Consider the following 13,612-nt stretch of genomic DNA (forward strand, 5'->3'; position numbering starts at 1 on the left):
AAATAAGAATTAACTTACTGGCATGTATTTTGTTCAGTTTTCAATGTTCAATTATTGCGTCGCAATCAAGCGACTTTATTATCTTACCAAGTTCTTGATGAAAAGTCAACAACTTTTTTTATTTTCATTAACTGTTTATTTTCTTCAGCAACGTTTTCTAATATACCAAGTCAGCTAGCAGCCGTCAATACTTTTTTAAAAATAATTAAGTAAGAGGATAATAAAAAAGCAGCACGGCCTAAATCCGTACTGCTTATCCGATAATCCACAATTGGATGATCGCTAAGGATGCGACACCTGCGACACCTAAAATGCCGGCAACCGCAGAAGTAACAAAATTGATTGGTACGTGCAGGCCATAATCTCCGCTGAATGAATTCAACAAAAAGAGAAAACATGCACCAACTGCCAACTTCACACAAAGAATACCAATTACCTTTAACGGCGACACAGGTGATGACATGCCTGCTATTAGGCTGATCAACAAAATAAAAAGAATCACACCTCCAGCAATGTACAATTGGCCTCTCTCCTATTCTCTCAATGAAGTTTGTCCACATTTCAAGAATATGAAAGAGATTATTGCTTTATGCGGATGTTTCTTTTTCTTGCTTCTCTAAATAAAAAGAAGTACCTGGCTTCATACATTTTTGTTTGGGCAGCGAGCTCTTCATTCGGTTCAAAGCTCAAGCGTAACAATTCACGATGTTTAAACCATTCTTGTTTCGATCTTTCCAGAAGTTGAATCAATTCGGCATTATAAGCAGCGTGCAGCTTGGCTTTTTTTCGGAAAAACATCTTTTCTATACTTCCCTTCTGCCTTCAAGTGCTTTTGACAAGGTTACCTCATCGGCATACTCCAAATCACCGCCGACTGGCAAACCATGAGCAATACGAGTGACACGAATGCCGGATGGCTTTAACAGGCGGGAAATATACATAGCTGTTGCTTCTCCTTCAATATTGGGATTCGTCGCCAAGATAACTTCTTTAATCGTTTCATCCTGTAATCTTTTTAACAGATCCGGGACGTTGATATCTTCAGGACCGATTCCTTCCATTGGAGAGATAGCTCCATGTAATACATGATAAAGACCGTTATATTCTTTCATTTTCTCCATGGCAATAACGTCTTTGGGATCCTGCACTACGCAAACGACACTGCGATCACGCCGTTCATCTTCGCAGATGGCACAAGGATCTTTGTCGGTAATATGCCCGCAAACAGAACAGTAGGTTAAATCCCTCTTGGCATTTACGAGGGCCTTTCCAAAATCAAGAACATCCTCTTCTTTCATATCTAGGACAAAAAACGCCAGACGGGCCGCTGTTTTCGGCCCGATGCCTGGCAGTTTCATAAAGCTATCAATCAGCTTAGTTATCGGTTCAGGATAGTACATAGTTTATAAAACCTCCTAGAAAGGAAGGTTCATCCCTTTTGTAAATTGGCCCATTGTCTTGTTTGTTTCTTCCTCCACTTTTCTAAGCGCATCATTTGTGGCTGCAAGTACCAAGTCTTGGAGCATTTCTACATCATCGGGATCGACAGCTTCCTCTTTAATTAAAACGTCTACAATCTCTTTTTGACCAGAAATTTTAACAGTGACCATTCCGCCCCCTGCTGTGCCTTCAAATTCTTTTGCAGCGAGCTCTTCTTGTGCTTCTGCCATCTTCTTTTGCATTTTTTGCATTTGCTTCATCATATTTTGCATATTTCCCATTCCACGCATCGTAATCATCCTCCAGTTATTTATTAGTCTTTGATTTCTAGCAAATCTTCCCCTACAAGCTTTAATGCTTCAGCAATCAATGGATCTTCGGTTTGCTCAACTTCTTGTTCATCACTATCATTCTTTTGTGTCTTGATAAAATTCTGCCTGATGGTAAGCCATGCTTCTTCCGGTACACACACAACCTGATAGATATTTCCTGTCAACTCTTGAAGCACAGAAGAGATGGAATCGATAAAACGTTTATTTTCGAATGCCATCTGGCAATGAATTTCATATTTAAACTTTAACACGAAAGCTTCCTGAGAAGCAGCCACAGGCTCGGCATCATTTAACAGAGCTGCTTGTGAACGCATTTGCCGCTGCCCTAAAATATCCAGCATTTCTCCCCAGCGACTCTTAATAAGTTGGACGTCCTTCTTGGTCGCTTCAGACAGCACTTTTTCAATTTTAGCGACAGGTGCCTTAAACCCGTTTGAAGACCGGCTCGGGCGCCTAGCCGCACTTTGTGTATCCGCTTGTTCCACCTGTTGAACAGGCTGGCTTCTTAACTGCTGCACTTCTTTTTCAAGTGACTGAATGCGCCCAATTAGTTCTTGGACTGCCGGAATTTCTGCTACTGCTCCTGAAGAACGCCGTTGACATATTTTCACAAGCGCTACTTCCATATATATTCTGGCATGGTTGCTGAACTTCATCTCCTGTTGAGTTTCATTCAGTATATGAATGTTCTCATAGATACTTTCCAAGTCCATTTTTTCTGCTACAGAAGTGAAGGCTTCATCAACCATTACCCGGGCAAGTGACTCCTCCAGGTTGGGCGCTGTTTTGTAGAGCAACATATCACGAAAATAAAGCACGAAATCCTCAGCAAAACGGGCAGGATCTTTTCCTTGCATCAATAACTTTTCCAGAATAGCAAGCGCAGCCGCCGTATCGTTCTCTAATACAGCTTCCGCAAGTTCATTTAACATTCCTTGTCCAACCGCTCCAGTAACCGTCAAGGCATCCTCTTCGGTTAATTGAGCATCACTGTAAGACAATGCCTGATCAAGCAGACTCAGTGCATCCCTCATGCCACCTTCTGCCGCCCTTGCAATAATAGGCAGCGCCTTTTCATCGTAAACTAATCCGCTCTCCGCCATAATGAGCTCCATCCGCCCAACAATGGCTTGTGACGTAATTCTTTTAAAATCAAAACGCTGACACCGAGAAATAATCGTTAGAGGAATTTTATGTGGCTCTGTGGTGGCCAATATAAAAATCACATGTCTTGGTGGTTCCTCCAGTGTTTTCAGAAGCGCGTTAAAAGCTCCGGTAGAAAGCATATGGACTTCGTCAATAATATACACTTTATACTTTACTGCACTTGGTGCATATTTCACTTTGTCACGAATATCGCGAATCTCATCCACACCATTGTTAGATGCGGCATCTATCTCAATAACATCCTGAATAGAACCGTCTGTAATCCCTCGGCAGGAGGCACATTCATTACATGGTTCCGCTGTTGGTGCCTGTTCACAGTTCACCGCTTTTGACAAAATCTTTGCGGCGCTCGTTTTCCCAGTTCCTCTTGGACCAGAAAATAAATAGGCATGCGATATTTTTTCTTGCAGGAGGGCATTTTGCAATGTTTTAGTGATATGTTCCTGTCCAACAACATCGATAAAACTTTGCGGCCGCCATACACGATATAACGCCTGGTAGCTCATTTTTTCCCTCCTTTTCCGCCATTTCTATAAATAGTATTATACCTTATTCGAATTTGCTTTTTCAAAGTTCTCATAAAAAAACTCATCCAAAATGGATGAGTTGTTTCATTATCATAATTTAACTGCCGTGCACCTTCCGTCGACTTCTAACCATAAGCGTTACTTAAGCAGTTAGCTCGATCCAGGCTACCCTGCGGCACATGAGAGAGTCCACTTAATGCTGCTTCCTTCCGGACCTGACATGGTTCATGGGTTCCCATTGCGCAGGACCCGGATGTCAACACCACTTACTTAAGGCAGACCCTACAGTATAGCAAGCCTCGGGAAGGGATTCAGTCCCGCTAGAGCGGATTGCGAGTACAGGGCACCGCTACCTCCCCACCTAGCACGGCAAGATTGATACCATATAGTTAAGGTGCCGAAAATGATTTTATCATTTACCTGACACAAAAATTATTATACTCCTTTACAGAAAAAAAAGCAATATATACTCTAGATCAGATGCTCATCCTATTTTTAACAATAAAATACGAGGCATACTGGACAGCAGTTGCATTTATTCTTCACTTTCTTCTTTCTGCTGTTCCTTCATTCTTTTTTTCTCTTTCTTCTTCCTCTTGCGAAGCTCTTGAAAGAAACTAGATAGCAGACTACCGCACTCCTCTTCAAGCACCCCTGAAACAACTTCGCTTTGGTGGTTAAACCGGTTATCCTCCAATAAATTCATCAATGTGCCTGCGCATCCTGCTTTCGGATCTTTTGCGCCGTAAACCACTCGCTCCACCCTCGATAAAATAATTGCTCCGCTGCACATTGGGCAAGGCTCCAGCGTAACATAGAGCTCAGCTCCCTCCAGACGCCAGGAGCCTGTTTTTTGGCATGCTTTTTCGATCGCCAGCAGCTCGGCATGCGTAACAGCATTCTGGGTAGTCTCCCGTAGATTATAGGCCGAAGCAATGACTTCGCCGTTTAGGACAATGACCGCTCCAATAGGTACTTCGCCAAGCGCTGCAGCTTTTTTTGCTTCTTCGATGGCAAGTTTCATATAAAATCCATCATTTTTTTTCATAAATCTGTCTCCTTTTAAGTGAAATGGGGTAAAAATGACGGTAGAGAAAAAGGAGGAAGTACACATGGCAGAATTAAGCAAAAAATATGCTTTATTAATAGTCGACTTAATTAATGATTTTGATTTCCCCCGGGGAGATTTACTTGCCGCTAATACAACGGATATCTGTTCCTCTGTAGTAAAGTTAAAAAAGTTTTGTAAGCAACAACAAATTCCCGTCATTTATGTAAATGATCATTACGGCCTTTGGAAGGCTGACTTAAATACAGTAATGGGCCACGCTGTTAATGATCGCAGCGAACCTATTATACAACAGATCAAGCCTGAACCTGATGATTATTTCCTAATCAAGCCGAAACACTCGGGCTTCTATGGCACGGCATTAAACACACTGTTACGGCAGCTCGATGTAGATTCTGTTATCATTACCGGAGTCGCTGGCAACATTTGCGTATTCTTCACAGCCAATGACGCTTATATGAGAGAATATTCCATCTTTGTTCCTCGAGATGCTATCGCCTCAGAAACAGAAAAAGATAATCATTATGCCCTTGAAATGATGCAAACCGTATTGAGCGCTGACACGAGAAAAGTAGACGAATTTATCGATGAATATGGACAAAATACTTTCAGATAAAGATAAAAAAATCCGCTGCCTACAGGCAGCGGATTTCATTATCTCCAATTTATGCGCTTGTTATCAATAATGGCGGAGGAAGAGGGATTCGAACCCCCGCGCGGTTTAACCCGCCTGTCGGTTTTCAAGACCGATCCCTTCAGCCAGACTTGGGTATTCCTCCGTATCGACAAGAATTAATTTATCATATATTTATTTATAATGTCAACATTCTTTTTAAAATGAAAGCAATGTCTATTTTTGTTACATTTAGGTCGCTTGAAAGCGCCTATTCTTCGAAGCATATATGTGCTGAGAGACGGCCTGATCAGCAAGCCCATACAACTAAAAAACAAACATATGTCAACAAGATTAAAACCAGAAGAGAACCTTTCCCTTCTGGTCAGAATAATTAATGAGAAATTCTTTCCTGTCCTCTCATATAAGGACGAAGCACTTCAGGGATGATGACACTGCCATCTTCCTGCTGGTAATTTTCTAAAATGGCAGCAACTGTACGGCCGATTGCTAATCCAGAGCCATTTAGTATGTGAACATGCTCCGGCTTGCTGTTTTTCTCGCGGCGGAAACGAATGTTCGCACGGCGTGCCTGGAATGCTTCAAAATTACTACAAGATGAAATTTCACGGTAGGTGTCCTGTGTCGGAATCCAAACTTCAATGTCGTACTTTTTAGCTGCTGTGAACCCAAGATCACCAGTACACATGCTCATTACCCGGTAAGGAAGCTTTAACAATTGCAATACTTTCTCTGCGTGGCCTGTTAGTTTTTCAAGCTCATTATAAGACTCTTCCGGTTTTACAAAACGGACGAGCTCCACTTTGTTGAATTGATGCTGGCGGATCAATCCGCGTGTGTCCCGTCCGGCAGAGCCGGCTTCAGAGCGGAAGTTGGTGCTATAAGCCGTATAAGCAATCGGCAGTTCTTCAGCGCTCAAAATTTCATCACGATGATAATTCGTTACCGGTACTTCAGATGTTGGTATAAGGAAATAATCTTCTTTCTCGATTAAAAAGGCATCTTCTTCAAACTTCGGCAGTTGTCCGGTTCCTGTCATACTCGTTCTGTTCACTAAGTATGGCGGTAGCATTTCTGTGTATCCATGTTCTTCGGTATGCAGATCAAGCATAAAGCTAATCAATGCTCTCTCAAGCTTTGCTCCCATGCCTTTATAGAAGACAAAGCGGCTTCCTGTTACCTTTCCAGCCCGTTCAAAATCAAGAATGTTCAATTCATCAGCAATTTCCCAGTGAGGCTTCGCTTCGAAATCAAATTGAGGCACTTCTCCCCATGTACGGACTTCGATGTTATCATCTTCACTTTCACCGACCGGCACACTCTCATGTGGAATATTCGGGATCGTTAATAGCAGATGATTCAATTTTTCTTCTACTTGATGGAGCTCTTCATCGAATTGTTTAATACGGTCGCCAACTTCACGCATTTCTTTGATTAAATGGTCAGCATCCTGTTTTTCCCGTTTTAATTGAGCTACTTGCTGAGACACACTATTTCTTTTGCTCTTCAGCTCTTCTGTCTCTACAAGCAATTCACGACGACGTTGGTCTAGCTCTTCAAAGTTATTGAGAGCAGATAAATCCTCGCCTCGATGCTGCAGGCGACTTTTCACTTCTGCAAAATTGTTGCGTAAAAATTTGATATCTAACATAACTAATGTCCTCCTTTTAGTTTTTTGCATACAAAAAACCCGTCCCTAAAAAAGGGACGAGTTGTACCCGCGTTGCCACCCTAGTTGAAAGCGATCTGCTTTCCACTCGAAAAAATAACGGTTTTACCGTAAACGCCTACTACAACACTTCATTCAGCGCTTCTCTCAAGGACGGATTCACAAGCGTCTTCCTCCGGTTCACACCACCCACCGGCTCTCTGATCGAACGACCACCTGTTACTACTTCCTGTCATCGATTTCTGTATAAAATTGATATAAATTAATGTACTACATTCTTATCGCCGGTGCAAGCCCAGCAAAAATCACCTATATAAAAACGCGGAAAAGAAAAGCTTTTCCGCGTTCCTGGCTATGAACAAACACTCTCTTTCTCTGTTGGTTGTCTCATCAACTCAGAGAACTGAAAATAGTCTTTATCTATATTCTTAAACGTGTGCTAATTTTGCTTGTTCAGTCATTTGAACAAAATATTTTGTTATGCTATGATCGTCCGTTAATTCCGGATGGAAAGAACAGGCTAAGAAATTCCGATCTCTTGCAGCAACAATCCGGCCTTCATATTCAGCGAGGATTTCTGTTTCCTCTCCAACTGAGACGATATGTGGAGCCCTGATGAAAACAGCTGTGTAGGAGTCAGCAATCCCTTTAACCGCTAAATTTGCCTCAAAACTTTCTCTTTGTCGTCCAAAGGAATTACGTTCAACCGTAATGTCCATTAAACCGATATGCGGTTCGTCATAGCCAACAATGCTATTTGCGAGCATAATTAATCCAGCACATGTGCCAAACATCGGTTTGCCTTGACGTCCAAACTCTCTGAGCGGCTCCATAAATCCGTATCGATCAACGAGCCGGCGCATCGTTGTACTTTCACCGCCCGGAAGAATTAATCCGTCCAGCTCCGCTAACTGTTCTGCTTTTTTTACAACAACACCTTCAGCTCCTGATGCCTCGATTGAGCGGATATGTTCACGAACAGCTCCCTGAAGTCCTAATACACCGATTTTCAACATACGATCCGCTCCTTTTATTACCAGCCGCGATCTTGCATGCGAGCTGCTGGCTCTAATGTAGAAATTTCAATTCCCTTCATCGCTGTTCCAAGATCTTTTGAAAGCTCGGCAATCAATTTGTAATCCTGATAGTGTGTTGTTGCTTCTACGATTGCTTTAGCAAATTTTGCTGGATTATCTGATTTGAAGATACCAGAACCAACGAAAACACCGTCTGCTCCAAGCTGCATCATAAGAGCAGCATCTGCTGGAGTAGCTACACCGCCTGCTGCAAAGTTAACGACCGGAAGGCGGCCTTCACGTTTAATCTCTAATAACACTTCGTATGGAGCCCCTAATAATTTTGCCTCTGTCATCAATTCATCTTCGTTCATGTGGACCACTTTGCGTACTTGCGCATTTACTTTACGGATGTGACGGACAGCTTCTACAATGTTTCCTGTACCTGGCTCTCCTTTTGTACGAAGCATCGCTGCTCCTTCACCGATTCGACGAGCTGCTTCGCCTAAATCACGGCACCCACAAACGAAAGGAACGGTGAAATCACTTTTCAATAAATGATACTCTTCATCAGCCGGTGTTAACACTTCACTTTCGTCAATATAGTCGACACCCATCGCTTCTAACACACGCGCTTCTACAATGTGGCCGATACGTGCTTTTGCCATTACCGGAATTGTAACAGCCTGCATAACTTCTTCCATGATACGCGGATCTGCCATACGAGCGACCCCGCCTGCTGCACGAATATCAGAAGGGACACGCTCTAAAGCCATAACTGCTACTGCCCCGGCTTCTTCTGCAATCTTTGCCTGCTCTGCATTGACGACATCCATAATAACGCCGCCTTTTTGCATTTCTGCCATTCCACGTTTTACACGATCTGTACCTGTATTCATTTTCTTCTCCCCCTATGGTCATTGTTTATTTTTCAGCATATAATTTTTTCACTAGTTCAAAAATTTTATGTATTGCTTAAATATTAATAAACACGAAAAATCACCTCCTGTCAAGAACAGAAGGTGATTTTTATTAAAACCAACCAGTTACCGTATCCACTGCCGCTGTCCAAATCCCTGCAAAGAAGCCGCCGATCGCTCTCATTGATAGAATAAACCAATTTGCTTTTTCGACTGTTTTAGCCGCTACCATCGGCACTTCTGCATGATTCTTCTCTTTATGTTCAATATATTTTAATTCAGATCCGTTTTGAGGAGATAGCGTTATAAAACCAACCACTTTTCCTTTTTTTATCGGTGCTTGGACTTTTTTAGAATCGACATTTTCCGAACTTTCCATGCGGAAAGTTTTATTATAGTTCGTTTTTTGCCCTTTTCCTACATATACAACTAATGGCTTTCCTGCCTTCATTGCTACTTCTTTTTCTTTTCCTTTGTTTACAGGTGCTGACTCGTATCCTTTTACCGTAGCACCCTTCTTAATAACCTCTTTACGATCGAATTGATTGAAGCCATAGTCGAGCAGCTTTTTCGTTTCTGTGAAACGAGCTTTATGGTCTCCTTTTCCTTTGTCATCAGTAGCATCCATCACCACACTGATCAATTTCTTACCGTCTCTTTCAGCCGTTCCTGTAAAGCAATAACCCGCAAAATCTGTGGAACCAGTCTTTAATCCTGTCATCCCTTCGTATGCAAATACTAAAGAAGGAAGCATCCAGTTCCAGTTCTCCATGTTCGTTTCATCATCGGTGCCTTCGCGGAATTTCTTTTTTGTTATACTAGCTGTTTCAAGTACTTCTGGATATTCTTTCACTAAATGAAAAGCTAATGTAGCAGTTGTTTTAGCTGACATCATGTTTTCATCCTTAGGAGTTCCCGGGCTTGGATGCATGCCTTTTAAATCTTTATTGCTTAGTCCTGAGGCATTGACAAATTTATATTTTTCTAAGCCAAGTTCTTTCGCTTTTTTATTCATTAATTTTACAAAATTCGCTTCGGATCCAGCAATGGTTTCCGCCAGTGCAATGGTGGCTGCATTAGCAGAATAAATAGTCATCGCTTCGTACAATTCCCGAACATTATACTTTTCTCCTAGACGAAGAGGCACGTTGGATAAGCCACGATCTTGTGAAATTTTATAGACGTATTCACTAACCGTATATTCTTGATCCCATGTTACTTTTTTCTCCTTAATCGCTTCCAATAACAAATATTCCGTCATCATTTTCGTCATACTGGCGACACCGAGCATTTTATCTGCATTCTTTTCATACAGTATCTGTCCAGTCTCTGAATCAATTAATATGGCAGCAGCAGCATTGACCTTTAGGGGTTCTTCTGCTTGTACACTCGGACGAGGCTGCCAAAGACCAGCCACTAATAATAAACTGAGCATAAAAGCGATCCCTTTTTTGAACATTTGATTCCTCACTAATAAACCCTCCATCTTTTATTCACACATTCGTTATTGTATCACAAACATCTTTTAGAAATATAGAAGAGAAATGGCTCAGTTTTTTCCTCTAAAACAAAAAAACTGTATGAAAGGAAAGCATGCCTCTCATACAGTTAATAAATTTAAGATAAAGAATAGTTAGGTGCTTCTTTTGTAATTTGCACATCATGTGGATGGCTTTCTCTCAATCCTGCACCCGTCATTCGAATAAATTGAGCATCTTCGCGTAGATTTGTAAGGCTTTCAGTTCCACAGTATCCCATCCCTGCACGCAAACCGCCGATTAATTGATAAATCGTTTCTGAAACAGGACCTTTGTAAGGGATACGGCCTTCAATTCCCTCCGGAACGAATTTCTTTGCATCCTCTTGGAAATAACGGTCTTTTGACCCTTTTTCCATGGCACCGACAGAACCCATGCCGCGATAAACTTTAAATTGGCGTCCCTGGTAAATTTCTGTTTGGCCTGGGCTTTCTTTTGTTCCTGCTAACAAACTGCCGAGCATAACAGCATGTCCGCCTGCAGCGAGCGCTTTAACAATATCTCCGGAATACTTAATGCCGCCGTCTGCAATAATGGCTTTTCCTTGCCTGCGTGCTTCCGTAGCACAATCATAAATAGCGGTAATTTGAGGGACACCTACCCCTGCGACTACTCGCGTTGTACAAATAGATCCAGGACCGATACCTACTTTTACAACATCTGCCCCTGCTTCAAACAATTCTCTTGTTGCTTCTGCAGTTGCTACGTTTCCGGCAATAATGTTTAAATCCGGATAAGCAGCGCGTATGTCTCTTACAGTGTCAATAACTCCTCTTGAATGTCCATGAGCAGTATCGACCACAATGGCGTCTACATTCGCTTTTACAAGCATTTCGATACGTTTCATTGTATCCTTCGTTACGCCTACTGCTGCTCCTACTAAGAGACGTCCTTGGTGATCCTTTGCAGAATTAGGAAACTCAATTACTTTTTCAATATCTTTGATTGTAATTAATCCCTTTAATTTACCTTCTTCATTCACTAGTGGGAGCTTTTCAATTTTATACTTTTGAAGAATTTTTTCTGCTTCTTCTAAAGTTGTGCCAGTTGGAGCTGTCACAAGATCTTCTTTCGTCATAACATCTTTAATGAGGATGGAATAATCTTGGATAAAGCGCAAATCACGGTTCGTTAAAATGCCAACAAGTTTTTGTTCCTCTTCATTGTTTACGATTGGTACACCAGAAATACGATATTTGCCCATTAAATGTTCAGCATCAAAAACTTGGTGCTCTGGTGTTAAGAAGAAAGGATCAGTAATAACGCCACTTTCTGAACGTTTTACCTTATCCACTTGTTCAGCTTGCTGTTCAATGCTCATATTTTTATGAATGATTCCTAGTCCGCCTTGACGGGCCATTCCAATAGCCATTTCTGCTTCTGTTACTGTATCCATTCCGGCACTGATAAGAGGAATGTTTAATTTCAACGTGTCTGTCAACGCAGTTTGCAAACTAACATCTTTTGGTAAGACGTCAGATTTAGCTGGCACTAACAAAACATCATCGAACGTCAACCCTTCCTTTGAAAACTTATTTTCCCACATTTTATGAGCCTCCTGGTCAAAAATATTATTAGTAGGTTATCAATTGGACAAAATACTGTCAAGGTATGTTCGATATGTTAGACTTTTTAGAATATTCGGAGGTCAATATGGATAATCAACTACTACACCATTTGGATGTTTTGCTGCCTTACCAAAATACAGAAGATGCTAAGAAGTTCTTGCAATCATCTTATCATCTTCTTGCTTTACCCAACGCGGAGGAAGCAGCTTATAACAATTGCCTTCGTTTTATATATAGCCTGGAGCATGGCAATGTTTTTTTAAGACAGTCAGCGCAGTCACCGCTATCCATTCAGCCAGTTCTTATTTTTTATGGATTAAGCCATTATATAAAAGCTTGTTTATTGGCAGTAGACCCATCCTATCCTGCAACTGTTCATGTTTTGGCCCATGGCCTTTCTACAAGAAAAAGAAAGAAGCAAAATTACTCTTTCTTAAAGGATGAAATTCGTACTCAACGCCATGGACTTTTTGGTCACTTTAGTGAAAAAATGTTTCACGTGGAACATCTTGAAGGATTTAAATTGAATATGCGCGATTTGCTTATGCAAATCCCTGAGCTAGCACGTGTATTTTCTTTCCAGACAGGGGAACAACCTTTTCATTTGCTCCAAAAGCATAATATGGATCTTTATCGTTTGCCGTCACAAATCTTAGATGACTACCAAATGACGGAAAAAAGATTATCTGATTTTCTTGAGCAAAAAACCAACGGCTGTATTACAGTGGACAAGGCTCACAAAAATGATGTATGGATAAAAATCTCCAGTGAGATTCCTCCGGCACCATGCCGGTTCGATATGACAGCAAACCATTGGGTATTTTCCCGTCATAAAACACTTGAAGCCTTTTATCCAGAGCTATTAGTGTATTATGCCTTGCTTTATAATCTTAGTATGATTGCCAGGTATGAAACAGAGTGGTGGTATGAATTATTAAAACATGCTCCAGGAAAAGAGTACTCTTTAATCAAACAGTTTTTACACATCTCTCAGTGTAAAATCCCTCTCTTAGTTGAACAATACTTAGATAAGGGCATACAATAAAGTCACTTTAAAACGTTAGGTTACAATAAGCCTTGCAAATCATTTTCTATTTTCAGAGGGGAGGTTTTTGGCGCGTATCGGCGAACCACAGTACCTTCACGGCTCACTAAAAACTTAGTAAAATTCCACTTGATTGTGCCTGTAAGCAGTCCCGATTGCTGAGCAGTTAAGTAATTAAATAAAGGGTGAATATTTTTCCCTTTTACATGGGTTTTCTGAAACATAGGAAAAGTAACACCGTAATTAAGCTGGCAAAATTCAATAATTTTTTGCTGCTCATCAAATTCCTGATTCATAAATTCATCACTAGGAAAACCTAGCACGGTAAACCCTTGGTCTTTATATTTCTCATAAAGTGATTGTAATTCCTTAAACTGCGGGGTAAAACCACATTTGCTAGCTGTATTTACAATTAACAGTACTTGTCCCTGAAAGTCTGCCATTGAAACCGACTCACCTTTACTATCCGTTACATCGATATGATAAATGGTATCCATTCATTTCCTCCTTCATTAGTTTATGAGTACATTGTATCCTGCTCGTCATACAAATAGCAAAAAGAGAAGCTTCGGGATAGGCAATCTTGAAGAGTTTATATATAGACAAAAATAAAAAGAACAGCGTCTGCTGTTCTTTTGGATTGCCTGGCAGCGTCCTACTCTCACAGGGGGAATCCCCCAACTACCA

At 41.2% G+C, this 13,612-nt stretch carries 14 protein-coding genes, 1 tRNA gene, 1 other RNA gene and 1 other annotated feature; of the genes, 2 read left to right on the plus strand and 14 right to left on the minus strand.

What is annotated here, in order from left to right:
* Positions 1 to 253 precede the first annotated feature (253 nt).
* The 7 genes from ACH0BF_RS24360 to tadA all read right to left on the minus strand — a co-directional run bounded on the left by ACH0BF_RS24360 (position 254) and on the right by tadA (position 4,514).
* A complete protein-coding gene (locus ACH0BF_RS24360; protein WP_259455653.1) occupies positions 254 to 520 on the minus strand; it encodes a pro-sigmaK processing inhibitor BofA family protein in 267 nt (88 codons plus the stop codon).
* A 59-nt stretch (positions 521 to 579) separates the two neighbouring features.
* Positions 580 to 798: a YaaL family protein gene (locus ACH0BF_RS24365; protein WP_120035793.1), complete on the minus strand. Its 219-nt coding sequence runs from the start codon at positions 796 to 798 to the stop codon at positions 580 to 582.
* A gap of 5 nt (positions 799 to 803) precedes the next feature.
* Positions 804 to 1,400, minus strand: a complete 597-nt coding sequence (recR, locus tag ACH0BF_RS24370) for a recombination mediator RecR (RefSeq protein ID WP_120035792.1) — start codon at positions 1,398 to 1,400, stop codon at positions 804 to 806.
* A 15-nt stretch (positions 1,401 to 1,415) separates the two neighbouring features.
* Positions 1,416 to 1,730, minus strand: a complete 315-nt coding sequence (locus tag ACH0BF_RS24375; protein ID WP_120035791.1) for a YbaB/EbfC family nucleoid-associated protein — start codon at positions 1,728 to 1,730, stop codon at positions 1,416 to 1,418.
* Positions 1,731 to 1,753: 23 nt separating this feature from the next.
* On the minus strand, positions 1,754 to 3,445 hold the full coding sequence (dnaX, locus tag ACH0BF_RS24380; RefSeq protein ID WP_406910467.1) for a DNA polymerase III subunit gamma/tau: 1,692 nt from the start codon (positions 3,443 to 3,445) through the stop codon (positions 1,754 to 1,756).
* Between the two features lie 125 nt (positions 3,446 to 3,570).
* An RNA gene (ffs, locus tag ACH0BF_RS24385) (signal recognition particle sRNA large type) lies at positions 3,571 to 3,836 on the minus strand.
* Between the two features lie 165 nt (positions 3,837 to 4,001).
* Positions 4,002 to 4,514, minus strand: coding sequence for a tRNA adenosine(34) deaminase TadA (gene tadA / locus ACH0BF_RS24390; protein WP_340851672.1), 513 nt, complete (start codon positions 4,512 to 4,514; stop codon positions 4,002 to 4,004).
* A 64-nt stretch (positions 4,515 to 4,578) separates the two neighbouring features.
* Here tadA and ACH0BF_RS24395 point away from each other — a divergent pair, with 64 nt between their 5' ends.
* Positions 4,579 to 5,151 (plus strand): cysteine hydrolase family protein, encoded by a 573-nt coding sequence (locus ACH0BF_RS24395; protein WP_340851674.1) that lies wholly within the window; start codon positions 4,579 to 4,581, stop codon positions 5,149 to 5,151.
* A 70-nt stretch (positions 5,152 to 5,221) separates the two neighbouring features.
* Here ACH0BF_RS24395 and ACH0BF_RS24400 read toward each other — a convergent pair.
* The 6 genes from ACH0BF_RS24400 to guaB all read right to left on the minus strand — a co-directional run bounded on the left by ACH0BF_RS24400 (position 5,222) and on the right by guaB (position 11,858).
* Positions 5,222 to 5,314 (minus strand) — tRNA-Ser (locus tag ACH0BF_RS24400).
* 228 nt (positions 5,315 to 5,542) lie between these two features.
* Positions 5,543 to 6,820, minus strand: a complete 1,278-nt coding sequence (gene serS / locus ACH0BF_RS24405) for a serine--tRNA ligase (RefSeq protein ID WP_406910468.1) — start codon at positions 6,818 to 6,820, stop codon at positions 5,543 to 5,545.
* Between the two features lie 49 nt (positions 6,821 to 6,869).
* Positions 6,870 to 7,083 (minus strand) — a binding site (T-box leader).
* A gap of 183 nt (positions 7,084 to 7,266) precedes the next feature.
* Complete coding sequence (pdxT, locus tag ACH0BF_RS24410) at positions 7,267 to 7,854, minus strand: pyridoxal 5'-phosphate synthase glutaminase subunit PdxT (RefSeq protein WP_120035786.1); 588 nt, start codon at positions 7,852 to 7,854, stop codon at positions 7,267 to 7,269.
* Positions 7,855 to 7,871: 17 nt separating this feature from the next.
* Complete coding sequence (gene pdxS, locus ACH0BF_RS24415) at positions 7,872 to 8,753, minus strand: pyridoxal 5'-phosphate synthase lyase subunit PdxS (RefSeq protein WP_120035785.1); 882 nt, start codon at positions 8,751 to 8,753, stop codon at positions 7,872 to 7,874.
* Between the two features lie 133 nt (positions 8,754 to 8,886).
* Positions 8,887 to 10,233: a D-alanyl-D-alanine carboxypeptidase family protein gene (locus ACH0BF_RS24420; RefSeq protein ID WP_406910469.1), complete on the minus strand. Its 1,347-nt coding sequence runs from the start codon at positions 10,231 to 10,233 to the stop codon at positions 8,887 to 8,889.
* A gap of 158 nt (positions 10,234 to 10,391) precedes the next feature.
* Positions 10,392 to 11,858: an IMP dehydrogenase gene (gene guaB, locus ACH0BF_RS24425; protein ID WP_120035783.1), complete on the minus strand. Its 1,467-nt coding sequence runs from the start codon at positions 11,856 to 11,858 to the stop codon at positions 10,392 to 10,394.
* 107 nt (positions 11,859 to 11,965) lie between these two features.
* Here guaB and ACH0BF_RS24430 point away from each other — a divergent pair, with 107 nt between their 5' ends.
* Entirely contained in the window at positions 11,966 to 12,925 is a 960-nt protein-coding gene (locus tag ACH0BF_RS24430) for a YaaC family protein (protein WP_182917056.1), read from the plus strand.
* Between the two features lie 20 nt (positions 12,926 to 12,945).
* Here the strand turns inward: ACH0BF_RS24430 and ACH0BF_RS24435 are convergent, their stop codons facing one another.
* Positions 12,946 to 13,422, minus strand: a complete 477-nt coding sequence (locus ACH0BF_RS24435) for a glutathione peroxidase (RefSeq protein WP_340851680.1) — start codon at positions 13,420 to 13,422, stop codon at positions 12,946 to 12,948.
* Between the last annotated feature and the right edge of the window lie 190 nt (positions 13,423 to 13,612).

The sequence above is a fragment of the Pseudobacillus sp. 179-B 2D1 NHS genome (genome assembly GCF_045370945.1).
GTDB lineage: Bacteria > Bacillota > Bacilli > Bacillales > Domibacillaceae > Pseudobacillus.

Excerpts from the sequence above, each read along its gene's own strand:
- ACH0BF_RS24365 (WP_120035793.1), bottom strand. The coding sequence starts at position 798 with ATGTTTTTCCGAAAAAAAGCCAAGCTGCACGCTGCTTATAATGCCGAA.
- recR (WP_120035792.1), bottom strand. The coding sequence starts at position 1,400 with ATGTACTATCCTGAACCGATAACTAAGCTGATTGATAGCTTTATGAAA.
- ACH0BF_RS24375 (WP_120035791.1), bottom strand. The coding sequence starts at position 1,730 with ATGCGTGGAATGGGAAATATGCAAAATATGATGAAGCAAATGCAAAAA.
- dnaX (WP_406910467.1), bottom strand. The coding sequence starts at position 3,445 with ATGAGCTACCAGGCGTTATATCGTGTATGGCGGCCGCAAAGTTTTATC.
- tadA (WP_340851672.1), bottom strand. The coding sequence starts at position 4,514 with ATGAAAAAAAATGATGGATTTTATATGAAACTTGCCATCGAAGAAGCA.
- ACH0BF_RS24395 (WP_340851674.1), top strand. The coding sequence starts at position 4,579 with ATGGCAGAATTAAGCAAAAAATATGCTTTATTAATAGTCGACTTAATT.
- serS (WP_406910468.1), bottom strand. The coding sequence starts at position 6,820 with ATGTTAGATATCAAATTTTTACGCAACAATTTTGCAGAAGTGAAAAGT.
- pdxT (WP_120035786.1), bottom strand. The coding sequence starts at position 7,854 with ATGTTGAAAATCGGTGTATTAGGACTTCAGGGAGCTGTTCGTGAACAT.
- pdxS (WP_120035785.1), bottom strand. The coding sequence starts at position 8,753 with ATGAATACAGGTACAGATCGTGTAAAACGTGGAATGGCAGAAATGCAA.
- ACH0BF_RS24420 (WP_406910469.1), bottom strand. The coding sequence starts at position 10,233 with ATGTTCAAAAAAGGGATCGCTTTTATGCTCAGTTTATTATTAGTGGCT.
- guaB (WP_120035783.1), bottom strand. The coding sequence starts at position 11,858 with ATGTGGGAAAATAAGTTTTCAAAGGAAGGGTTGACGTTCGATGATGTT.
- ACH0BF_RS24430 (WP_182917056.1), top strand. The coding sequence starts at position 11,966 with ATGGATAATCAACTACTACACCATTTGGATGTTTTGCTGCCTTACCAA.
- ACH0BF_RS24435 (WP_340851680.1), bottom strand. The coding sequence starts at position 13,422 with ATGGATACCATTTATCATATCGATGTAACGGATAGTAAAGGTGAGTCG.